The 22,361-nt window shown below is 70.5% G+C and carries 16 protein-coding genes; 3 read left to right on the forward strand and 13 right to left on the reverse strand.

The genetic code is table 11. The features are described 5' to 3' along the window. Nucleotides 1–499: 499 nt before the first annotated feature. The 7 genes from secA to ALI22I_RS35165 all read right to left on the reverse strand — a co-directional run bounded on the left by secA (nucleotide 500) and on the right by ALI22I_RS35165 (nucleotide 10,818). A complete protein-coding gene (gene secA, locus ALI22I_RS35135) occupies nucleotides 500–3,376 on the reverse strand; it encodes a preprotein translocase subunit SecA (protein WP_077009840.1) in 2,877 nt (958 codons plus the stop codon). Nucleotides 3,377–3,802: 426 nt separating this feature from the next. Continuing rightward, on the reverse strand, nucleotides 3,803–4,492 hold the full coding sequence (gene hpf / locus ALI22I_RS35140) for a ribosome hibernation-promoting factor, HPF/YfiA family (RefSeq protein ID WP_077009841.1): 690 nt from the start codon (nucleotides 4,490–4,492) through the stop codon (nucleotides 3,803–3,805). Between the two features lie 428 nt (nucleotides 4,493–4,920). Further along, the gene (locus ALI22I_RS35145) at nucleotides 4,921–5,553 is read right to left on the reverse strand and encodes a ComF family protein (protein WP_238598732.1); all 633 of its coding nucleotides are present in this window, start codon (nucleotides 5,551–5,553) and stop codon (nucleotides 4,921–4,923) included. A gap of 136 nt (nucleotides 5,554–5,689) precedes the next feature. Beyond that, complete coding sequence (locus ALI22I_RS35150) at nucleotides 5,690–7,426, reverse strand: LpqB family beta-propeller domain-containing protein (RefSeq protein ID WP_077009842.1); 1,737 nt, start codon at nucleotides 7,424–7,426, stop codon at nucleotides 5,690–5,692. Further along, a complete protein-coding gene (mtrB, locus tag ALI22I_RS35155) occupies nucleotides 7,423–9,156 on the reverse strand; it encodes an MtrAB system histidine kinase MtrB (RefSeq protein ID WP_077009843.1) in 1,734 nt (577 codons plus the stop codon). Before mtrB ends, ALI22I_RS35150 begins: the two co-directional genes overlap by 4 nt. A gap of 157 nt (nucleotides 9,157–9,313) precedes the next feature. Next, a complete protein-coding gene (gene mtrA, locus ALI22I_RS35160; RefSeq protein ID WP_015104936.1) occupies nucleotides 9,314–9,991 on the reverse strand; it encodes an MtrAB system response regulator MtrA in 678 nt (225 codons plus the stop codon). 185 nt (nucleotides 9,992–10,176) lie between these two features. After that, nucleotides 10,177–10,818, reverse strand: coding sequence for a dTMP kinase (locus ALI22I_RS35165; RefSeq protein ID WP_077009844.1), 642 nt, complete (start codon nucleotides 10,816–10,818; stop codon nucleotides 10,177–10,179). Nucleotides 10,819–10,958: 140 nt separating this feature from the next. On the opposite strand from ALI22I_RS35165, the gene ALI22I_RS35170 reads away from it, so the two are divergent. Next, a complete protein-coding gene (locus ALI22I_RS35170; protein ID WP_083752231.1) occupies nucleotides 10,959–11,918 on the forward strand; it encodes a hypothetical protein in 960 nt (319 codons plus the stop codon). A 48-nt stretch (nucleotides 11,919–11,966) separates the two neighbouring features. On the opposite strand, the gene ahcY is transcribed toward ALI22I_RS35170, so the two are convergent. Beyond that, nucleotides 11,967–13,430, reverse strand: a complete 1,464-nt coding sequence (gene ahcY / locus ALI22I_RS35175; protein WP_143532598.1) for an adenosylhomocysteinase — start codon at nucleotides 13,428–13,430, stop codon at nucleotides 11,967–11,969. Between the two features lie 128 nt (nucleotides 13,431–13,558). On the opposite strand from ahcY, the gene ALI22I_RS54870 reads away from it, so the two are divergent. Beyond that, nucleotides 13,559–15,973, forward strand: a complete 2,415-nt coding sequence (locus tag ALI22I_RS54870; protein ID WP_077009846.1) for a hypothetical protein — start codon at nucleotides 13,559–13,561, stop codon at nucleotides 15,971–15,973. Here ALI22I_RS54870 and ALI22I_RS35185 read toward each other — a convergent pair. Further along, on the reverse strand, nucleotides 15,891–17,219 hold the full coding sequence (locus ALI22I_RS35185) for a glutamate mutase L (RefSeq protein ID WP_083752232.1): 1,329 nt from the start codon (nucleotides 17,217–17,219) through the stop codon (nucleotides 15,891–15,893). The genes ALI22I_RS54870 and ALI22I_RS35185 overlap by 83 nt on opposite strands. Before the next feature lie 78 nt (nucleotides 17,220–17,297). Here ALI22I_RS35185 and ALI22I_RS35190 point away from each other — a divergent pair, with 78 nt between their 5' ends. Beyond that, nucleotides 17,298–18,818, forward strand: coding sequence for an amino acid permease (locus ALI22I_RS35190; RefSeq protein ID WP_077009847.1), 1,521 nt, complete (start codon nucleotides 17,298–17,300; stop codon nucleotides 18,816–18,818). A gap of 63 nt (nucleotides 18,819–18,881) precedes the next feature. Here the strand turns inward: ALI22I_RS35190 and ALI22I_RS35195 are convergent, their stop codons facing one another. Genes ALI22I_RS35195 through ALI22I_RS35210 form a run of 4 tightly spaced genes read right to left on the reverse strand, consistent with a single transcriptional unit; the run spans nucleotide 18,882 to nucleotide 22,360 of the window. After that, on the reverse strand, nucleotides 18,882–19,802 hold the full coding sequence (locus ALI22I_RS35195) for a cation diffusion facilitator family transporter (RefSeq protein WP_077009848.1): 921 nt from the start codon (nucleotides 19,800–19,802) through the stop codon (nucleotides 18,882–18,884). 43 nt (nucleotides 19,803–19,845) lie between these two features. Next, nucleotides 19,846–21,069, reverse strand: coding sequence for a mannose-6-phosphate isomerase, class I (gene manA, locus ALI22I_RS35200; protein WP_179118481.1), 1,224 nt, complete (start codon nucleotides 21,067–21,069; stop codon nucleotides 19,846–19,848). A 10-nt stretch (nucleotides 21,070–21,079) separates the two neighbouring features. Further along, a complete protein-coding gene (locus ALI22I_RS35205) occupies nucleotides 21,080–22,156 on the reverse strand; it encodes an SIS domain-containing protein (protein WP_077009850.1) in 1,077 nt (358 codons plus the stop codon). Between the two features lie 6 nt (nucleotides 22,157–22,162). Beyond that, nucleotides 22,163–22,360 (reverse strand): Trm112 family protein, encoded by a 198-nt coding sequence (locus ALI22I_RS35210; RefSeq protein WP_077010162.1) that lies wholly within the window; start codon nucleotides 22,358–22,360, stop codon nucleotides 22,163–22,165. Nucleotide 22,361 lies beyond the last annotated feature (1 nt).

A 22,361-nucleotide genomic window follows, 5' to 3' on the forward strand; every position in this document is an offset into this window, starting at 1 on the left:
CCTTCCACTCGACCCCCAGGACCACCACTCACACGATCGGGTGGCAATACCCCAAAAATGTACGGAAACACTGTTCCCGTACATCGGTTGATAACACCGAGCCGCCAACCACCCCGAACCCCCGACTACCCACCACCCCGAACCCCGACTACCCACCACGTCACCCCAGCCATCCAGCTCACCCAGCCACCCGCCGCTCCACCCCGCCACCCCGGCAAGCCCGCCCCCGCAAGCCCGTAAGCGCTGTGCCCCGCTCAGCGCGAGCCCCAGCCCAGCCCGGCGCCCCAGGCGGCAGGACCGGCCCAGGAAGCTGACGGGCCGGGCAGCGGACAAAGCGGGGTGGCACACGGCCAAGCAGCGGACATGTCCAGGTGCCCGGAGCGGCGGCTCGCGCGGGCGGGCGACGCGGGCGGACGGGCGGCTGGATGCGGACGGGCGGCTGGATGCGAAAAGCGGGGCGCCGACTGACGTCGGTGCCCCGCTTTCGCGTGTGGAGTTGCTACTGCTGGCGCGGACCCTTGCGCTGGCCCTTGGCCTGGGCGCGGGCGGCGGCGCGGCGTTCCTTGCGGGTGCCGGCTTGGTTGCCGCCCTGTTGGGGGTTGTTGTCGCTGGTTTCGGCGTCGCCGTTTTCCGACGGGCCGGAGTAGGTCAGGCCTTGCTGGGCGCGGCCGTCCAGGCCCTTGCCGCGTAGTGCGGGCGGGATGGCGTTGCCGCTTTGGAGTTGCGCCAGGGCCGGGCCGGCGGGGGCCTGGTCGGCTTGGGCCTGCTGCTGAGCGGCTGCTGCGGCGGCGGCTCGGGCTCGGGCGCGGCTGCCGGCCAGGGGGCCGCCGTTGGAGATGGAGACCTGGACCGGCGGTTCGGTGGCGGCGGGGGGCTGGGGTTCGGCGGCTTCTACCTGGAGGTTGAACAGGAAGCCGACGGTCTCCTCCTTCAACGCGTCCAGCATCGCGTTGAACATGTCGAAGCCCTCGCGCTGGTACTCGATCAGCGGGTCGCGCTGGGCCATCGCCCGCAGGCCGATGCCCTCCTTGAGGTAGTCCATCTCGTAGAGGTGCTCGCGCCACTTGCGGTCCAGGACCGAGAGCAGGACGCGGCGCTCCAGTTCGCGCATGGCGCCGGGGCCGACGCGGCCGTCGATGTCCGCCTCGCGGGCCTCGTACGCGGCCAGGGCGTCGGCTTGCAGCTTGGCCTTCAGCGACTCGCGGGTGACGTCCTCGTCGTCCTCGACGAGCGCCTTGTGGTCCAGCGTGACCGGGTACAGCGTCTTGAGCGCCGTCCACAGCTGGTCGAGGTCCCAGTCCTCCGCGTAGCCGTCGGCGGTCGCGCCGTCGACGTAGTCGCCGACCACGCTGGTGATCATGTGCTCGACCTGCTCGCGCAGGTCCTCGCCGTCGAGCACGCGGCGGCGCTCGGCGTAGATCACCTTGCGCTGCTCGTTCATGACCTCGTCGTACTTGAGCACGTTCTTGCGGATCTCGAAGTTCTGCGTCTCGACCTGCGTCTGCGCGCTGCGGATGGCCCGGGTGACCATCTTGTGCTCGATCGGCACGTCGTCCGGCACCTTCAGCCGGGTCATCACCGACTCGACCATCGCCGCGTTGAAGCGGCGCATCAGCTCGTCCTTCAACGACAGGTAGAACCGCGACTCGCCCGGGTCGCCCTGACGGCCGGAACGACCGCGCAGCTGGTTGTCGATGCGCCGCGACTCGTGCCGCTCGGTGCCCAGCACGTACAGGCCGCCGGCCGCGCGGACCTCTTCGGCCTCGGACTTGACCTCGGCGGTGATCTCCTCGATCAGCTTCGCCCAGGCGGCTTCGTACTCCTCCGGGTTCTCCACCGGGTCCAGGCCGCGTTCGCGCAGCTCGTGGTCGGCGAGGATGTCCGGGTTGCCGCCCAGCACGATGTCGGTACCGCGACCGGCCATGTTGGTGGCCACCGTGACGGCGCCCTTGCGGCCGGCCTTCGCGATGATCAGCGCCTCGCGGTCGTGGTGCTTGGCGTTGAGCACCTCGTGCGGGATGCCCTTGCGCACCAGCAGCTTCGACAGGTACTCGGAGCGCTCGACGCTGGTCGTGCCGACCAGCACCGGCTGGCCCTTCTCGTGCCGCTCGGCGATGTCCTCGGCGACCGCCTCGAACTTGGCCTCCTCGGTCTTGTAGACCAGGTCGGCCTCGTCCTTGCGCTGCATCGGGCGGTTCGTCGGGATCGGCACCACGCCGAGCTTGTAGGTCTGGTGGAACTCGGCCGCCTCGGTCTCGGCGGTACCGGTCATGCCGCCGAGCTTCTCGTAGAGGCGGAAGTAGTTCTGGAGCGTGATCGTGGCGAGCGTCTGGTTCTCGGCCTTGATCTCGACGCCTTCCTTGGCCTCGATCGCCTGGTGCATGCCCTCGTTGTAGCGGCGACCGGCCAGCACGCGGCCGGTGAACTCGTCGACGATCATGACCTCGCCGTTGCGGACGATGTAGTCCTTGTCCTTGGCGAAGAGCTCCTTGGCCTTGATCGAGTTCTGGAAGTAGCCGACCAGCGGGGTGTTGGTCGAGTCGTACAGGTTGTCGATGCCGAGCTGGTCCTCGACGAACTGCACGCCCGCCTCGGTGACGCCGATGGTGCGCTTGCGCTCGTCCACCTCGTAGTGGGTGTCCCGGCGCATCTTCGTGGCCAGCCGCGCGAACTCGACGTACCAGCGCGACGACTGGTCGGCCGGGCCGGAGATGATCAGCGGCGTGCGGGCCTCGTCGATGAGGATCGAGTCGACCTCGTCGACCATCGCGAAGTAGTGGCCGCGCTGGACCATCTCCTCGCGGCTCCACGCCATGTTGTCGCGCAGGTAGTCGAAGCCGAACTCGTTGTTCGTGCCGTAGGTGATGTCGGCGTTGTAGGCGACGCGGCGCTGCTCGGGCGTCATCTCCGACAGGATCGCGCCGACGGTGAGGCCGAGGAACCGGTGGATGCGGCCCATCCAGTCGGCGTCACGTTTGGCCAGGTAGTCGTTGGTCGTGACGACGTGCACGCCCCTGCCCGCGATCGCGTTCAGGTACACGGGCAGCACGGAGGTCAGCGTCTTGCCCTCACCGGTGCGCATCTCGGCGATCTGACCGAGGTGCAGCGCCGCGCCGCCCATCAGCTGGACGTCGAAGGGCCGCTGGCCGAGGGTGCGCTTGGCGCCCTCGCGGACCACCGCGAAGGCCTCCGGCAGCAGCTCGTCCAGGGATTCGCCGTCGGCGTAGCGCTTGCGGAACTCCTCGGTCTTCGCGCGCAGCTCCGCATCGGAGAGGTCGACGACGTCGTCTTCGAGGTTGTTGATGTGCGCTGCGATGTTGCGCAGGCGCTTGAGCATCTTGCCCTCGCCAGCGCGGAGCAGTCGGGACAGCACCATCCGGGTCGACCTCATTACCTCATCGCGACGCGCCCGGGGGACGGGCGCCTTCCACAGGGCTCGCCATGGCCATGGCGAGCCGTCTCCACCTGCCATCGTAGGCAAGTCGTGAAGCTGTGTGCACAGACACAGGTAGGAAGAGGTGCGGAACGCCGCGTGACGGCCCCTGCCGGGTCGGTCCGCCGGCCTGCGGAAGGGGCTCCCACCGGCCGGTTTCAAGATCGCGTTGCGTGACGGTGCGTGGCGCGGCCGACCGGGGGCCGCTCCGGTGAGATCCGACGATTCACCCGATTTCAACGCCAGGTTGACGCCATCGGGACCATCACACGAGGTCCGAGGCGGCGCCGTCGGACGCGGCAACCCCCGACGTGCAAGGGACGCCGGGGGTTGCGAAGGTCGGGTGCGGGGACGGTGGTCAGGTGGCGCTCAGGCCAACCTGATCACGCCGTAGTCGAATCCCTTCCGGCGGTAGACGACGCTCGGACGCCCGCTATCGGCGTCGGAGAACAGGTAGAAGTCGTGGCCGACCAGTTCCATCTCGTAGAGAGCCTGGTCGACGGTCATCGGCTTGGCCGCGTGCTCTTTCTCGCGCACGACCTGGCCGGGCAGGTTGTCCTCGACGCCGTCTTCCCAGCGCTGCGCGGGCACTTCCGCCATGCCCTCGTACGCGGGTTCCGGTTCAGCCGCTTCCAGCACCGCGGTGTGGCCGAGCCACATGCCTTGTGCCTGGCCGCCTTGGTCGGCGGGGCGGGGCAGCGTGTCCCCTAGCCCGCTGGTCGCCTCGGCGACCGACGTCGGGCCGCGCCGCCCGTGGTGCACGCGCCTGCGGTCGTGCGAGCGCCGCAACCGGTTTTCGAGCTTCGCCACCGCGGAGTCCAGGGCGGCGTAGAAGTCGCCCGCACACGCTTCGGACCGAACCACCGGGCCGCGTCCCTTGCCGGTGATCTCCACACGCTGGCAGTTCTTGGACTGCCTGCGGTTGGGTTCGTGGAAGAGCTCCACGTCAAAGCGGATGACCTTGCGGTCGTAACGCTCAAGCCGGGCCAACTTTTCGGCGACGTGAACCCGGTAGTGATCGGGCACCTCGACGTTGCGGCCTTTAACGACGATGTCCATACACGACTCCCTCGCTTTGCTGCGAGCAATGGCTTTGGATCGCTTGGGCGCCGGATTCGCGATCATGTTCGCGACTTGTCGCTGAGGGTTGCCCTCAGCGCTCCACCGGCGCCAGGGACATGGGCTGTTCGCCTCCTCCCCGCGTGCCGGGAACGCTGATAGCGGTGCACGTTAGCCCGGTATTCGCCGCTGCGACAGCCCCTGGGGCGGGAGAACTCCAAGATTTTCTTATGATTACGCAGAGTGACGAGAAACCGGTACCGGCTGTGCGGAAGTTGGACACATTAGGACACCCCGCTGACGCGTGCTCACCCGAACAGCCCAGCCCGATACCGACACCTGTCGGCAGAGTGGTTAGGGCGAACGACCTCTGCAGGGGCGTCATATCCGGCCAACGGACGAGCGTCCCGGGAGGTTCCCGGTGAAGTTCACCCGTGTGGGTGGGTTCGGCGGGCAGTTGTCAGCGTGAGCACGGCGGGTACCCGGAACCCGCCGGTTTTCAACACCGAAACGCACTCGCGTGCTGTCGATCCTGTGGTCACCACGTCATCCAGCAGGACAACCGGGGTTTCCGGTGGTGGCAGGCCGTGCGGAACGAGTCGCACCCGACCCGCGAGATTCGCCTGTCGAGACGCCGCGGTCAACTTCGCCGAATCACGAACACCTCTCGTGAATGCGAGTGCGGGGGCCGTGGAAAAGCCGGACGCGCGTGCCATTCTCAACACGTGGGAACCGCCGCGGGCACGGGCGGCGGACGCGCGCGACGGCGCGGGCACCAGCCACGGTTCGGCTCCCACGCCCGGCAGCCGGGGCAGCGCGGCGGCGACCAGCGCGCCGAACACGGCCGCCAGTTCGCGACGCCCGCGCTCCTTGAACGCGAGCACCATCTCACGCGCCGCACCCGCGTACGCGGCCAACGCGAACACCGGCGGCCCGACACCGGGCACGCGTGTCGGAGGGCCGAACAAGGCCAGGCAACGAGCACACAGGCGCACGCCCCACGTGCCACAGCCGGGACAACGGGGCGGGAACAGCAGGTTGATCAGCATGCGATCGACCATGCCGGCCACCCCCGACAATCCAGGCCCTCCGCTGAGGTCCCCGCAACTCTCGATCGGGTGAACTCGCGCTCCCGCGAGGTCGCGACTTCCCAGGCGACCGAGCCGCCGTCTGCGGAGCAGCGGCAATCAAACACAGTCAGCCGGGGTAGAACGCCTTTGTGCCGGCCTCGACCTTGGTGGTCGAAGCACGCCAGACGTCACCGACGTCACTCGCGCTCCACAGCCCGCTCTGGTCCACCGCCAGCACGTTCCGACCGGGCGCGGCGGTCACGGAGTTCACCGGAACGGTCAGGTTGGAGGTGTTGTACCGCTCCATCCGCATCCCGTCGATGTTGACCTTCGCGATCGGCCACGCGGCCAGCGACGTGCTCACCACCACCACGTCCTGAGCCAGCCAGTCCAGCGCCAGCGCGCTGTTACCGAGCACGGACGACTGGAGGTGCCGCGGCGACCTCAGCGACACGGCCGAGTCCTGGCCCCGCACCACCGCCGCCACCACGAGCTTCCCGCCCACCACGGCCGCCACCCGCGCACCGTCACGCGACAGCCGCAGCTCGGTGATGCTCCCGAGCACACCCAGCTCGGAGGCGTTGACCGTGTTCGCCGTCCACCCGCTGTCGGTCCGGATCACGCGCACCACGTTGGTGCCGTCGACCACCGTCCACACCTCGGTGCTCGGCTCGCCCTGCCGCCCGCTGAGCAGCCACGTCGGTCTCGTCATCGTGGCCGCGGGCAGTTCGACCAGCCCCAACGGCCCCTGCAGCGCACCCACCCGCAGCCGCACGGAGTCCTCCGCGATCCGGCTCACCAGGGCCAGCTCGCTGCCGTCCATCGACTGCGCGGCGCTGATCACCTGGTACTCGCCCGTACCCGCGGGCCCCGGCACCGCCTCGCCGTTGATCTGCTTGACCTGGCCGCTGCCCACCAGCAGCCCGTTCAGGTCGGCGTTGGGCATGGTCAGCGCCTCACCGGTCTGCATCTGCACGTCCGCCGGCCGCCACTCGTCCTGGTCGGGGTTGATCGACTGGCCCTCGACCAGCACCCGGATCCGGCTGCTGGTGACACCCGCCAGCGACTTCACCACCTGGGCCACGATCTGCTTGCCGACCTGCAGCGTGATGTCGCCGACTTTCGTCAGATCGACTTCCAGCGCGCCGTCATTGGCCTCGGAGGTGCTCCTGCGCTGCGCCGCGCCGTTCGGGATGGCCGTCGCCAACGCGCCCCGCATGCTCGTCGCGGGCCCCTTGAGCAGCAGGTTCGTCACCCGGCTCGGGATCGACGTGGACGGCGCGATGACCACCCACCGCGGATCGGGCACGAGCACGTCGAAGTCCGGGTTGTAGAAGAACAACGTCACGCGCCGGTAGTTCTGCTGGAACCCGCCCAACGGCACGTAGATGCCGTCCGGCGGCTCCGAGATGCGCCACTGGTTCTCGCCGTCGCGCTCGATCCCGATGGGCGTGTCCAGGTTCCCGATCTGCTGGATGAACGAGTTGTCCTCCAGCTGGAGCCGGCCGATGTTCTTGCCCTGGAGCAGCACCGTGCGCTGCTTGTCGTCCGCCGTCACGGCGGGGGCGGGCACGGTGTTGAACGTCGCGTCGATGATCGTCGGCGTGCCCCTGGTGTCCCAGGCCTTCTTCGCCTCGTCCGTCAGGTACGCCTTGGCCGCCGCGTAGTCGCCCTCGGGGTTGGCGGAGGCGTTGACGAACTCGCGGACCAGGGTCAACGGGTCGATGTCCTTGACCGGCTCGGGCGCCGCGGCCTCGGTGGCGTTGCCCGCCGACGGGTTGACCGGGATGGGCGAGGTCTCGGTCGGGATCGCGGCGCAGCCGGCGGAAACACACACGGCCAGGAGTGCCGCGAGGAGCCTCACCGGACCTCCTCGCGTTCGCCGGTGACCGGTTGCGCGGGCTGCCACGTGATCTCCTCCTCGGTCAGCTCGACTTCCTCCACCGGCTCGGGCGCGTCCGGCTCCGGCGCCACCACGGGCGGCAGGTCGGGCGGCTCCAGCGGCAGCGGGCTGGACGTCAGCTCGTGGCCGTGGCGACACGGCAGGGTCATCCGGAACACGGCGCCGTGGCCGCGTTCGCCCCACGCCTGCAGCCAGCCGCCGTGCAGCCGGGCGTCCTCCAGGCTGATCGACAGGCCGAGGCCGGTGCCGCCGGTGCGCCGGTTGCGGGACGGGTCGGCGCGCCAGAACCGGTTGAACACCAGTTCCGCCTCGCCGGGGCGCAGGCCGACGCCGCGGTCCCGGACGGTCACCGCGATCGCCTCACCGTCACCGCGCAGCTTCAGCTCGACCGGCATGCCCTCGCCGTGGTCGATGGCGTTGGCCAGCAGGTTGCGCAGGATGCGCTCGACCCGCCGGGCGTCCACCTCGGCCATGACCTCGTGATCGGGCAGGTCCAGCACGAGCGTGCTGCCGCTGCTGTTGGCGATGGCGCGCACCGCGTCGTGGGCGCGCCGGACCAGCACCCGGACGTCGACCAGGTCGTCGGCCAGTTCCTCCACGCCCGCGTCCAGCCTGCTGATCTCCAGCAGGTCGCCGAGCAGGGACTCGAACCGGTCCAGCTCGTCCACCAGCAGCTCGGTCGACCGGGCCAGGCCACTGGGGAACTGCTCGCGGGACGCGTGCAGCACGTCCGCGGCCATCCGGACGGTCGTCAACGGTGTGCGCAGCTCGTGCGAGACGTCGGAGGTGAAGCGGCGTTGCAGCTGGCCGAACTCCTCCAGCTGGTGGATCTGCCGCTGGATGCTGGCGGCCATCTCGTTGTAGGACTCGGCGAGCCGCGCCACGTCGTCCTCGCCGACCACGGGCATCCGCTGGTCCAGGCTGCCGTCGGCGAACCGCTCGGCGATCTCGGCGGCCTGCCGCACCGGCCGCACCACCTGCCGGGTGACCAGGTTCGCGATGAGGGCGAGCAGCAGGAGCAGGGCCACGCCGCCGATGACCAGGGTGCTCTGCACGACGTCGGCGGTGGCCTGTTCGCTGGTCAGCGGGAACAGCAGGTACAGGTGCATGGCGCGGGCGGAGCTGTTCACCGGTTTGCCCACGACCAGCAGCGTGGTCGGCCCGGTCTCCCGCTCGACGGTGGTGATCTGGTAGCCGGTGCTGCCCTCTTCGAGCATCTTGGACAGCCCGGCCGGCACGTCGCGGTACTCGCCGACGGCGATGGGCAGGCCGTCCGACCCGGTCCCGACCGGGTCGTAGAGCACCGGTTCGAACGCGCCCGCGCCGGAGCTGGTCGGGTCCAGGTCCACCCCGGAGGTGTTGATCTTGTTCAACGCGGTGGTGAACCGGGTCTTCACGCTGTCCGGGCCGGGGTTGAGCCCCGCCAGGTCGGGCTGGATCGCCGCCGCGCTGGCCTCGGCCTGCCGGACCGCGGCCTCGATCTTGGTCTCCAGCAGCTGGCCGGTGATCTGCACCTGGAGCACCATGCCGAGCACGAACACCACGGCGGACGACAGCGCCAGCGTGCTGACCACGACGCGCAGCTGCAACGAGCGCCGCCACACCTCACCGAACGTGACAGCCTGACGACGCGCGTGCTCGACCCAGCGGCGCACCTCACGCACCGCCAAGTCGAACCAACGCTGTGTCATATGGCCGCTGCTCCGCAGACGGCGGGCTCGGCCGCCTCGAAGTCGGTCGTTCGCGCCTCGTTTTCCGACGATCGAAGAGCGTGATCGCCGGAAAACGAGGCGTGAACGACCGACGCGACCTCGCGTGGTGGTCGCGTTCGGTTTCCCGAACGACCGATCACGGAGGACCGGCCTTGTACCCGACGCCGCGGACGGTCAGCACCACCTCGGGGTGCTCGGGGTCGCGCTCGACCTTGGAGCGCAGCCGCTGCACGTGGACGTTCACCAACCGGGTGTCCGCCGCGTGCCGGTAGCCCCACACCTGCTCCAGCAGCACCTCGCGGGTGAACACCTGGCGCGGCTTGCGGGCCAGTGCCACGAGCAGGTCGAACTCCAGCGGGGTGAGCTGGATCGGCTTGCCCTCGCGCAGCACCTCGTGGCCCGGCACGTCGATGGTCAGGTCGCCGATCTGCAACACCTCGGCGGGCTCCGCCTCGGTCCGGCGCAGGCGGGCGCGGATGCGCGCCACCAGCTCCTTCGGCTTGAACGGCTTGACCACGTAGTCGTCCGCACCCGACTCCAGGCCGAGCACCACGTCCACGGTGTCGCTCTTCGCGGTGAGCATCACGATCGGGACGCCCGACTCGGACCGGATCGCCTTGCAGACGTCGATGCCGTTCATGCCGGGCAGCATCAGGTCCAGCAGGACCAGGTCGGGCTTCAGTTCGCGCAGCGCGGGCAGCGCGCGTGCGCCGTCGGCCACCACAGCGGTGTCGAAGCCCTCGCCCCGCAGCACGATGGTCAGCATCTCCGCCAGAGCGGGGTCGTCGTCCACGACGAGCACGCGTGCCTTCATACTCAACATCGTCCCACTAGTGGTCGGAAGTCCACGCACCGCCCAGCGGTCATCGCTGCTGGTCGCCGGCCGCGTCCACTCCGTAGCCAGTCTCTGTCGCCGATCCACGAGCCCACCTCGTCTCGCTGCACGGGAATCGTCAGCGACTAATCGGTGAACCGGTGACGTTTTGTTACTTTCCTACACTAATGGCCGAGCCACCGGTCGAGCAGCGGCTCGACGCGCAGGTCAGCGGTGCCGTCGAGCACCTCCCACGGCGAGAGCCACCCGGACGTGGCCAGCCCGTCGTACACGGCGGCGCAGCGCGCCTGGAGGCCTCCGTCGGACTCGTACAGATCCCGCCCCCTGGCCTCTTCCGACTCACGGTGGGCCGCACGGTCCGCCGCGACACCGACCGGCACGCGCAGCAGCAGGTGCAGATCCGGGATCGGCAGCCCGAAGCGGTCCACTTCCAGCGACCGCAGCCACGCCACGAACTCGCCGTCGGCCGACTGGTTCAGCCGGGCCGCGCCGTAGGCGGCGTTGGACGCGATGTACCGGTCGAGCAGCACCACGTCGTACTGGTCCAGGTCGGCGCGGATCCGGTCGGCCGCGCCGCGCCGGTCGAGTGCGTAGAGGACCGACATGCCGTACACCGAGTCGGTCAGGTCGCCGAGCCTGCCGTGCAGCGCGTCGCGCACCAGGTCGGCGTGCACGTCCTCGTCGTAACGGGGGAACGCCCCGGTGGCGACTTTCGCGCCGCGCGCGTTCAGCGCTTCGGTCAATGCCTTGGCCAGGGTGCGCTTGCCGGCGCCGTCCAAGCCCTCGATCACGACGAGTTTTCCCACGAGAACACCCTAAGGGGCACTGGCCATCCACGATCGGCCGCATGACATCGCCCAGTCGGGTGAAGAGAGATCCTTTGCGTCACCAGAATGAGTGACTACGGTGAACCCCATTTCCGGTTGCGCGAAAGGGTGGTGCCGCGGTGACCGCGGATTCCGGGCACGCCAGACCGGTGGACGAGCCGGCGACCCACCCGCCCGGGGGCCTGCCCAGCGGCCTGGCCGAAACGCTGCGCTACGGACCGTTCCACCGGGCCCTGCACGACGCCATAGCGCACCGGGGCCTGTCCCTGGCCCGGCTGCGGGCCCATCTGGAGCAGCAGGGCGTGCAGGTCGGGCAGTCCACTCTGAGCTACTGGCAACGCGGCCTTCGGCACCCCGAAGTGCCACGCGCCATCGCCACCGTGCGGGCCTTGGAGGCCGTCCTGAGGCTGCCGCCGGAGTCCTTGGTGGCGCTCGTCGGCAACCGACCGCAACCACGGCTGACCAGGCCCCCCGGCTGGGTGTCACCCGTGCCTGTGCTGAGCGAGTTCGAGGCCGTCACCGACGTCGGCGCGAACACCGACATCGAGGTGCTGTCCGTGCACGACACCGTCACGGTCGGGCCGGAACGGGAACAGCGGTCGATCAGCACGCGGATGGTGGTGCGGGCGGCGAAGGCCGGACCGGACCGGTTCCTGGCCGTGCACCAGGGCGACGAGGGCTGCCTGATCGACAACGCGCTGGTGCGGCCCGGCGAGGGCTGCCGGCTGGGACGTCTGCGCAGGCAGCTGGTCACCCGCGGGCTGGCGTTCGAGCTGCTGTTCGACCGCAGGCTCGCCGAGGGCGAGGAGCACGTGTTCAGCTTCACCGTGGTGGACGACACCGGCGGGCCGACCCCCGGACACCGGCGGACGTTCCGCGAGCCGTGCCGCGGCTACCTGGTGCAACTGGCGTTCAACCGGCGCGCCCTGCCCGCCCGGTGCACCAAGCAGTTCCGGATCAGCGCCGAGGCGATGCCGGTGGACCTGGAGGAGCTGGTGTGCGGGCTGGGCGGGTTCGCCAGCGCCTATTTCGAGGACGTCGGCCCGGGAATCGCCGGAATCGGCGTCGAGTGGACATGACGGAACGGCCGGGACCCTGAGGCCCCGGCCGTTGTCGAAGAAGCAGACTCAGTAGCGGTAGTGCTCGGGCTTGTACGGGCCCTCGACGTCCACGTCGATGTACTCCGCCTGGTCCTTGGTGAGCTTGGTGAGCTCGCCGCCCAGCGCCTCCAGGTGGATGCGGGCGACCTTCTCGTCCAGCACCTTCGGCAGGCGGTAGACCTCCTTGTCGTACTCCTGGTGCTTGGTGAACAGCTCGACCTGGGCGATCACCTGGTTGGAGAACGAGTTGGACATCACGAAGCTGGGGTGACCGGTGGCGTTGCCCAGGTTGAGCAGGCGACCCTCGGACAGCACCAGGATCGAGTGGCCGTCCGGGAACACCCACTCGTCGACCTGCGGCTTGATGTTGATCCGCCGGATGCCGGGGAAGCGGGCCAGACCGGCCATGTCGATCTCGTTGTCGAAGTGGCCGATGTTGCCCACGATCGCCTGGTGCTTCATGGCCGCCATGTGCTCGATGCGCACGACGTCCTTGTTGCCGGTCGTGGTGATCACGATGTCGGCGCGGCCGATCACGTTCTCCAGCGTCTGCACCTCGTAGCCGTCCATCGCGGCCTGCAACGCGCAGATCGGGTCGATCTCGGTGACGATGATCCGGGCGCCCTGGCCGCGCAGCGAGTCCGCCGCACCCTTGCCGACGTCACCGTAACCGCAGATCACGGCCACCTTGCCGCCCATGAGCACGTCGGTGCCGCGGTTGATGCCGTCGATCAGCGAGTGCCGGATGCCGTACCGGTTGTCGAACTTCGACTTGGTGACGGCGTCGTTGACGTTGATCGCGGGGAACAGCAGCTCACCGGCGGCGGCCAGCTGGTACAGCCGCATGACGCCGGTCGTGGTCTCCTCGGTCACGCCGCGGATGCCCTCGGCGATCTTGGTCCACTTGCCGGTGTCCGCGGCCAGCGAGGCGCGCAGCGTGCCCAGGAAGATCTGCCACTCCTCCGAGTCGTCCGCCTCGGGCTGCGGGACGACACCGGCCTTCTCGTACTGCAAGCCCTTGTGGACGAGCATCGTGGCGTCGCCGCCGTCGTCCAGGATCATGTTCGGGCCGCCGCCGTCGGGCCAGGTCAGCATGGACTCGGCGGTCCACCAGTACTCCTCCAGCGTCTCGCCCTTCCAGGCGAAACAAGGAATGCCCTTGGGCTCTTCCTCGGTGCCGTGGGGGCCGACGACGACCGCGGCGGCGGCGTGGTCCTGGGTGGAGAAGATGTTGCAGGACGCCCAACGGACCTCGGCGCCCAAGGCGACCAGGGTCTCGATCAGCACGGCGGTCTGCACGGTCATGTGCAGCGAGCCGGAGATCCGCGCACCCTTGAGCGGGTAGACCTCCGAGTACTCGCGTCGCAACGCCATCAGGCCGGGCATCTCGTGCTCGGCCAGCCGGATCTCCTTGCGGCCGAACTCGGCCAGGGAGAGGTCCGCCACGGCGAAGTCGATGCCGTTGCGGGTCTGGAGCCTCTCGGCGGTCATCGCGGGTTCCTCCATCTCGGGTTCGCCCGACCCTACCGCCCGCCACGCCGGGCCACGGACGTCGCCTGCAACTGAGCACCGATGGAGCACTATGGCGAGGCTGACGTGAGGTTCGCGGGAGGTTGAGTGTGCTGATTCCCGGCCCCGACACACGGGTGGTCGAACTGCGGGTGCACGGTGTGCAGGGCACCACCCCGCAGTCTCTGGTCGACGCGGTGGCGGCGGTGGACGTGGCGGGCGACGGGCTCGGCCGCGTCGTGCGCCCGGCCGACCGGCTGCGCAGACCCGCGCCCGGCCCGGTGTTGCAGGCCGCGGGCCGTCCGGTGACGCGGGTCGTCGAGGGCTACGTGTGGGGCGGGATGACCTCCGGTGGCTGGGCCAAGGCGACGTGGGCGCTGCTGTTCCCGTTCTCGCTGGCGAACGTGGCGCACTGGATGCTGCCGCCGGTGACCGCCGGGTCGGTGCCCGCGCACCTGCTGGGCATCGGGCTGCGCGCGCTGCTGCGGTTGGCGGCGCTGCTGCTGACCGTGCTGCTGGTGGCGCAGCTGGAAGTGATCAGCCTGGACCTCGTGGCGGCGCAGTGCCTCGCGCCCGGTTCGACGTGTCTGTGGAGCTCGTCCTGGGCGAGCACGACGCCGTGGGTGCGTGCGCTGGTGGGTCTGGTGCCGATCGCGCTGGCCATGCTGGTGCTGCACCGGATGTCGAGCGTGGACTGGCGGATCGAGCGCAAGGAGGTGCCCGCCCCCGAGGGTGGGCGGACCGGGCTGCCCGGCGCGCACGTGGCCACCGATCCGGACACGCCGGCGTTGCGGGTGCTGCACATCGTGGCGGGGTTGGGCACGGCCGTGGTGATCGCGTTGGGCGGGCCGCCGGGTCCGATGCTCGCGCCCGGCTGGCACGGGGTCGCGATCACGGCGTGCTGGGTGTCGGGCGTCGCCCTGGTGGCGGTGGCGGCGATGGGCGCGATGCTGCTGGACGACCCGACGGGCGGCGCGCCGCACCGGGGCGGACGGTGGCTGCGGGCCGCGTTGGGGCGCGGACCGCGGCGGGTGTTGCAGGTGCTGTCGTGGCTGTCGTTGCTGGTCGCGACCGGGTTGCTGGTCCGGTTGCCGGTGGAGCTGACTGGCGCGGACCTGGCCGTGCAGATGGTGGCCGCGCTGGTGGCGCTGGTGTGCGTGCTGATCGGGTTGCTGCTGGTGCCGGCCGCGTTGCTGGCCCGGCGCACGTGGTCGGCACAGCCGCGTGACCTGCGGCCGTGGGCGGGTGGCTGGATGGCCGCGCCGGTCGTGGCGGTGGCCGCGCTGCTCGGCGGCGGGTTCGGCGCGGGTTTGGCGCTGACCGTGCGGCGGGTGCTCGGGCACGGCGAGCTGCCGCGCGGGTACGACTACATCGCGCTGCTGTGGGGTGTGGCCGGGGTGCTGGCGTTCCTGGCCGGGGTGGCGATGGCGGCGACCACCGGGATGATGCGGTGGAGTTCGCTGCGCCGGAACAAGGAGTGGGCGCGTGAGGCGTCCCTGTTGCACGCGGGGCGCGCACGGGACGTGAAGCGCGCTGCGCGGGCGTGGTGGTGGGCGCGGTGGCAGCGGCGGCACAGCCACCACGTGGTGCTGATCATGTCGTCGGTGCTGGCGGTCGGCGCGGTGCCGGCGGCGTTCCTGCGGTTGCGCAAGGTCGATCAGCCGGAGTGGACGTGGCCGATCTCCGGGTTCGGCGTGGTCGTGCTGGCCGTGCTGGCGTTGTCGCTGCTGCGGGCGGTGTACCTGGCGGCACGGCGGCCGGACAAGGCCCGGCAGGTGGGGGTGTTGGCCGACCTGGCGGCGTTCTGGCCGCGTGAGGCGCACCCCGTGGTGCCGCCGTGCTACGCGTTGAAGGTGGTGCCGGAGCTGGTGGCACGGGTGCGGGAGCACTTGGCCGATCCGGGCACGCGGGTGGTGCTGGCCGGGCACAGCCAGGGCAGCCTGCTCGCGGCGGTGGCGGCGGCCCGGTTGTTGGAGGAGCTGCCCCCTGCCCAGGCCGAACGGCTGGGACTCGTCACGGCGGGGTCGCAGTTGCAGTGGGCGTACCCGCGAGCGTTCCCGGCGGTGGTGCCGCACAGCTCGTTGGAGTCGTTGGCCGGCGCGTTGGCCGGGCGGTGGCGCTCGCTGTGCCGGGGCACGGACGCGTTGGGCGGTGCCGTGATGACGTGGAACCGGCAGGTGTTCGACGGGATGCTGCTCGGCGCGGGTTTCCGGCCGGACGGGACGTCGGGCGCGCTGCCGCCGGCGTTGCGCGGTCCGACGGGTGCGCTGGTGCTGGGCGGTGACCACTGGCTGCCGGACCCGCAACGCGGGCCGTTCCCCGGTCGGCGGTGGGCGCCGGGCGTGAACCGGCACGCGGACTACACGTCCGATCCCGAGTGGGACCGGGCGATCGCGATCGCGGCCGGTCTGGAGACGACGGACCCGCCGGCGCCCGTGCTGCCTATCGCCCGGCAGGCGCCGATGTCGTCGCCGTTTTCGTCGCCGTTTTCGTCGCCGTCGTGGGAACCGAAGCGAGGCGGCTGAGCAGGCGGTCGGCCGCGGCGGTGCGACCGGTTTCGGCGAGGAGGCCGGCCGGGGCCAGCACGTAGTCGCGGTCGACCATGACGGCTGCCGTGCGCAGGATCGGGCGCAGCACGGGGTCGGCGCGCAGCACGCGTTCGACGTCCTCAGTGGACTCGGCGTGCCGGAAGACACCACCGGACAGCACGAGCAGGCCCGCGCCCTGCGGTCCGAGTTGGCCGTCGACCAGCCTGAGGTGGCGGCGGATCGCGAGCACGGCGGCGAGGGCGGCGATCCGGAGGTCCACGGTGGGGTCGTCGGGCAGCCAGGTCACGTCGACAGTCCGTGCGGCGGCTTCTTCTTGCAGGACAGTGGCTTCCGCCTTGTCGATCAGCTTCTCCGCCACCGCCTCGGCCACCACTCCGGGCGCGGACCAGCGCATGCCCAGGTCGCCCTCGACCGTGCGCCGGTCCGGTGGCAGCGCCACCGCCCGTTCCGGACCTTCCACTGTGGACACTGCCGAGTAGACGTCCGTGGTGGCGCCGCCGACGTCCACGACCAGGACCGCGCCCTCCCGGTCCTGCATGGCCAGCCGGGACACGCCTCTGAGCACGGCGTCCGGCGTGACGGCGCGGACGAGGTTGCGGAACCTCGGTCCGCGTGACAGGCCCTTGCCTCCGATCACGTGCTCCAGGAACACCTCGCGGATCGCGGCGCGCGCCGGGCCCGGTGCGAGTTCGCCGACGTCCGGCAGCACGTTGGCGGTGCGCACGACGGTCCGGCCGCTGAGCAGGCTCAGCGCCTCCGGCTGGGCCTCGACGTTGCCCGCCAGCACGATCGGGCAGGCGACGCGGTTCGCGCCGATCTTGCGGGCGTTGTGCAGGAGCACCGACGCGTCGCCGCCGTCCGTGCCGCCGACCAGCAGCACCAGGTCCGGTTCGGCCGCGCGCAGCGCCCGGATGCCCGCGCCGTCGAGCGGGCCGGCCGAGACGTGAACCACCTTCGCGCCCGCCGACAACGCCACCCGGTACCCGGCCTCGGCGCTCACCAGCCGTTCCTGCCCGACAACAGCCAATCGGAGGCCGCCGCCGGCGGAAGAACATGCGAAGGTGTTCTCGGCGGGGCCGAGGGCTCGTGTGACGACGTCGATGCCTTGAAGCACCTCCGGCGGGGTAGTCGTGTGCTGCGCGGTGCCCAGCAGGTCACCGGCTTCCGACACCAGGGCGCCTTTGGTCCACGTCGAGCCGATGTCCAGGCAAAGCACCGTCATACGGGCAAAACTACCGGTGGCGCCGATTGTCGGACCCCACCTCTACGCTGAACGGACCAGTCAACACAGGAGGCAACCGTGCCGGGGAACGGGCTGTGGCGCACCAAGTCGATCGAGCAGTCGATCGCGGATACCGACGAGCCGGACACCAGACTGCGCAAGGACCTCACCGCGTGGGACCTGACGGTGTTCGGTGTCGCGGTGGTGATCGGCGCGGGCATCTTCACGCTCACCGCGTCCACCGCGGGCAACCTCGCCGGGCCTTCGGTGTCGTTGGCGTTCGTGCTGGCGGCGGTGGCGTGCGCGTTGGCGGCGTTGTGCTACGCCGAGTTCGCCTCGACCGTGCCGGTGGCCGGTAGCGCGTACACGTTCTCCTACGCCACGTTCGGCGAGTTCATGGCGTGGATCATCGGCTGGGACCTGGTGCTGGAGTTCGCGGTCGGTGCCGCCGCCGTGGCCAAGGGCTGGTCGGTGTACCTGCAGACGGTGCTCGGGCAGGCCGGTGTGACGGTCAAGACCACCGCGTCGGTCGGCGGGGTGGACGTCGACTGGGGCTCGTTGCTGCTGATCTCGGTGCTGACCGTGCTGCTGGTGGTCGGCACGAAGCTGTCGTCGCGGGTCAGCGCGGTGATCACGGCGGTGAAGGTGGCCGTGGTGCTGCTGGTGATCGTGCTCGGCATCGGGTACATCAAGGCGGCGAACTACAGCCCGTACATCCCGCCCGCCGAATCCGGCGGCACGACCGCGTCCGGCTTGGAGCAGTCGCTGTTCTCGCTGGTCACGGGCTTCGAGGGCAGCACGTACGGCGTGCTGGGGCTGCTGGCCGCCGCGTCGCTGGTGTTCTTCGCGTTCATCGGCTTCGACGTGGTCGCGACGACCGCCGAGGAGACCCGCAACCCGCAGCGGGCCGTGCCGCGCGGCATCCTCGGATCGCTGGCGATCGTGACCGTGCTGTACGTGGCGGTGTCGCTGGTGATCACCGGGATGCTGCCGTACGACCAGCTCAAGACCCAGCCGGACGGCACGCGTGCGACGTTGGCGACGGCGTTCTCGCAGAACGGGGTGGACTGGGCGGCCACCGTCATCTCGGTCGGCGCGCTGGCCGGCCTGACCACGGTCGTGATGGTGCTGATGCTGGGCCAGTCGCGAGTCCTGTTCGCGATGTCCCGTGACGGCCTCCTGCCACGCGGCCTGGCCCGCACCGGTCAGCACGGCACGCCGTTCCGGATCACCATCGCCATCGGCATCCTGGTCGCCATCGCGGCCGGCTTCTTCCCGGCGGGCAAGCTGGAGGAGATGGTGAACGTCGGCACGCTGTTCGCGTTCATCCTGGTCTCCGCCGGCGTCCTGGTGCTCCGCAAAACCCGCCCGGACCTGCCCCGCGGCTTCCGCGTGCCGTGGGTCCCGTTCGTGCCGATCCTGGCGATCCTGGCCTGCCTGTGGCTGATGCTGAACCTGACCGCGCTGACCTGGGTCCGGTTCCTGGTGTGGATGGCCCTGGGCGTCGTCGTGTACTTCGCGTACAGCCGACGGCACTCCCTCCTCGGCAAACGCGGCACCACCGCCGTCCCCGTCGTGAAGCACGACGAGATTCCGTAACCCCCCGACGACGAAGGGCGACGAGCCACAACGGCTCGTCGCCCTTCGTCGGGAACAGCGGAACTACGACTTGGCCAGCGAACGGTCCAGGTCGGGTTCCAGGTAGATCAGGCGGGCGGCGGGGACCTTGTTGCGGACGCGCTGCTCGGCGTCGTCGATTGCCTCGGCCACCTCGTCGATCGACAGGCCGGGGTTCAGCGCGATCTTCGCCGCCACCAGCAGCTCGTCCGGACCGATGTACTGGGTCCGGATGTGGATGACGCGCTGCACCTTGCCCGCCGCGAGTTCGTCCACGATGACGTCCAGCTCCGCCGGCGCCGCGCCCTCGCCGATCAGCAGCGACTTCATCTCCACGATCAGGATGACCGCGATGATGCCGAGCAGCACGCCGATGCAGATCGTGCCGATCGCGTCCCACACCGGGTCACCGGTGATGGTCGACAGGCCCACGCCCATCAGCGCCAGGACCAGGCCGAACAGCGCGCCCGCGTCCTCCAGCAGCACGACCGGCAGCTCGGGCACCTTCGACTGGCGGATGAACTGCCACCACGTGGCGTCACCCTTGATCTTCTGCGACTCCACGATCGCGGTGCGGAAGCTGTAGGTCTCCAGGCCGATCGCGACGACCAGGATGACCACCGCGACGATCGGGCTGCTCAGCGCCTCGTGGGACTCCAGCTTGTGGATGCCCTCGTACAGGGCGAACACCGAGCCCAGGCTGAACAGCATCAGCGCCACGATGAACGAGTAGAAGTACCGATCCCGGCCGAACCCGAACGGGTGGTTCAGAGTGGCCTTGCGCCGCGCGGTCTTCTGCCCCAGCAGCAACAGGCCCTGGTTGGAAGTGTCCGCCACCGAGTGCACCGACTCGGCGAGCATGGACGACGATCCGGTGATCAGGAAGCCGACGAACTTCGCCACGGCAATCCCGGCGTTGGCCACCAGTGCGGCGATGATCGCCTTGGTCCCGCCCCCTGCTGACACGGTTGCTCCCTAAGCGCCCAAGTCCGATTGGTCGGTTGTGACCCTACTCAACCCCAGGGGTGGCGCGGAAAAGCTGGGTGTCCACATCCGCCGTGACCACCACCGCCGGGTCCTGCGCGGGCAGCCACACGGACTGGCCGCGTTCCAGCACCAGCGACTCGCGACCGGTCGACAACTTCGCCCGACCACGCGTGCAGAGCAGGATCTGCGGCCCGCTGTGGTCGACCTGGACCTCGGCCGAAGCCGAAGCCGAAGGCCCGACCTCGATCCGCGACAGCTCGAACTCCGGACACCCCGTCCGGTACGCCCACAGCCCCGGTGACGTCTCCGAGCCGCGCTGCACCGGCATGTCGCCGCACCGGAAGTCCAGCACCCGCATCAGCTCGGGCACGTCCACGTGCTTGGGCGTGAGCCCGCACCGCAGCACGTTGTCCGAGTTCGCCAGGATCTCCACCCCGGTGCCGTGCAGGTACGCGTGCAGGTTGCCGGCGGGCAGGTAGATCGCCTCACCGGGTTGGAGCACCAGCCGGTTGAGCAGCAGCGCAGCCAGCACGCCCGCGTCACCGGGGTACGCCTCGCCCAGCTCCAGGATGGTCCGGCACTCCAGGTCGAACTCGCCGTGCTCCTTCACGTGCAGCACGCACGCGTCCAGGACCTGTGGCAACAGCATGTCCAGCGAGGTCTGCGGCAGCGTGATGAGGGTGGTGAACAGCGCCCGCAGCCCGCTCCCGTCCGGCTGGGCCGCCAGCAGCTCGGCGTACGGGGCGAAGTCCGGCGCGTCCAACGACCGCAGCAACGCCACCGTGCGCTCCGGCTCGCGGAACCCGGCCAGCGCGTGGAACTCGGTCAACGCGCAGATCAGCTCGGGCTTCGCGGACGGGTCCTTGTAGTTGCGCACCGGCGAGTCCATCGGCACGCCCGCCGCGTCCTCGGCGGCGAACCCGTTCGCGGCCTGCTCGGCCGACGGGTGCGCCTGCAGGCTCAGCGGCTCCTCCGCGGCCAGCACCTTGAGCAGGAACGGCAACCGGCTGCCCCACCGGTCGGCGTGCCGCGTGCCCAGCTGCCCCTCCGGGTCGTCGGCGAGCATCTCCAGCAGCGAGCGCGACTCGCCGTCCGGACCCACCACCCGTGACGGGTCGCCGGGGTGGGCGCCCATCCACAGCTCAGCCTCGGGGTGCGGTGTCGGCACCTCCCTCCCGAGCAGCTCGGCGATGGCGGTGCGCGATCCCCACGCGTACGCGCGCACCGCGTTGTGCAGCAGCTCCACAGTCATCCCTTCAGACGGCCGGCGCGTACAGCCCGGGCCCGCCCAGCGTTCCCGCCGCCAGACCCAGGTACAGCGCGGCCAACTCGAACCGCAGGGCGAGCAGCGCGGCGCACACGGCGTCCCCGCCACTCACCTCCTCGGCCGGTTCGAGCACGTCGGCTCCGGACAAGGTCTCCATCGCGACCCGCCGGGTGAACTCGGCCTGCGGGCCCTGGCGCACGGCCACGAGCAGCACGCGGACCAGGCCGTCCTGCTCGTCGTCCGGGTCGGCGAAGATGTCGGCGCCGGACGTGCCACGCACAGCCCGGCGGTGCAGCATCGACCGGGTCAGCGCCTGAGGATAGCCGGCCACGTCGCTCACCACGCCCGCATAAGTCGCGAAAACGCCCGCGCCGTGCCCGGCGACGGCGGTCGCCAGGTCGTCCAGACCCCACAGCAGCGGGATGCGCTCGTCGACCCGCAGCGCCAGCGTCTTGGCCGGGTTCACGAACGACTCGTGCATCGGGTGGCACCGCTCGGCCTCCCGGTCCAGCTCGTCCGCGACGGCCTGCACGTCCACGTCGAGCAGCCGCAGCGCGTTCAACGCCACCACCCACGCGGCGAAACCGCGGGGGAAGCCGAAGCCCGGCGGCACCGGCACCCGCGGCGGGATCAGCAGCGCCTGCTGCGCGGCGGACGCGGCCACCGGGCCGTCCGGTTCGGCGGTCAGCAGCACCCGCGCGCCACGCCGGGCCGCCCGGTCCACCGACTCGGCCATCTGCACGTCACCGGGGTCCTCGGTGTGCGCGAGGACCACGTCCAGCGCGCCCACCCACGTCGGCACGTCGTCGGAGACCACGACCGGCACCGGGCAGCGCGGCCCGAGCAGTGCCGTCACCACCCCGGCGATGGCCGTGCCGACGCCGGGCCGCGTGACCAGCACCAACGCGCGCGGGCGTTCCTGGAACACCCGGGCCACACCTAGATCGGCGGCCGCCTCGGCGGTCGCCCGGACCTGCGCGCCCGCACGTGCGGCCGCGCGCAGCAGACCTTCCCGGTCAGCGTCGCCGAGCCGGGACTGGTCGTCGAGGAGACTGTCGTCGAGCACCCGGCATCACCCTGCCGTCGGCTCGACAGCCTCGTCGAGCAGCAGCACCGGGATGCTGTCCCGAACCGGGAACGACCGGCCGCACGAGGTGCAGGTCAGGTAGTCCGCCAGCGGGTCGGACGCGGTGCCGACCTTCAGCGGCGCGTGCTCCGGACACGGGCAGGCCAGGATCTCCAGCAGCTGCGCGTCGAGTTGGACTGCCACG

Source organism: Saccharothrix sp. ALI-22-I (assembly GCF_001984175.1).
In the GTDB taxonomy this organism is placed as follows: Bacteria; Actinomycetota; Actinomycetes; order Mycobacteriales; family Pseudonocardiaceae; genus Actinosynnema.

Excerpts from the sequence above, each read along its gene's own strand:
- mtrA (WP_015104936.1), bottom strand. The coding sequence starts at position 9,991 with ATGAAGGCACGCGTGCTCGTCGTGGACGACGACCCCGCTCTGGCGGAG.
- hpf (WP_077009841.1), bottom strand. The coding sequence starts at position 4,492 with ATGGACATCGTCGTTAAAGGCCGCAACGTCGAGGTGCCCGATCACTAC.
- ahcY (WP_143532598.1), bottom strand. The coding sequence starts at position 13,430 with ATGACCGCCGAGAGGCTCCAGACCCGCAACGGCATCGACTTCGCCGTG.
- mtrB (WP_077009843.1), bottom strand. The coding sequence starts at position 9,156 with ATGACACAGCGTTGGTTCGACTTGGCGGTGCGTGAGGTGCGCCGCTGG.
- ALI22I_RS35185 (WP_083752232.1), bottom strand. The coding sequence starts at position 17,219 with ATGACGGTGCTTTGCCTGGACATCGGCTCGACGTGGACCAAAGGCGCC.
- secA (WP_077009840.1), bottom strand. The coding sequence starts at position 3,376 with ATGGTGCTGTCCCGACTGCTCCGCGCTGGCGAGGGCAAGATGCTCAAG.
- ALI22I_RS35145 (WP_238598732.1), bottom strand. The coding sequence starts at position 5,553 with ATGGTCGATCGCATGCTGATCAACCTGCTGTTCCCGCCCCGTTGTCCC.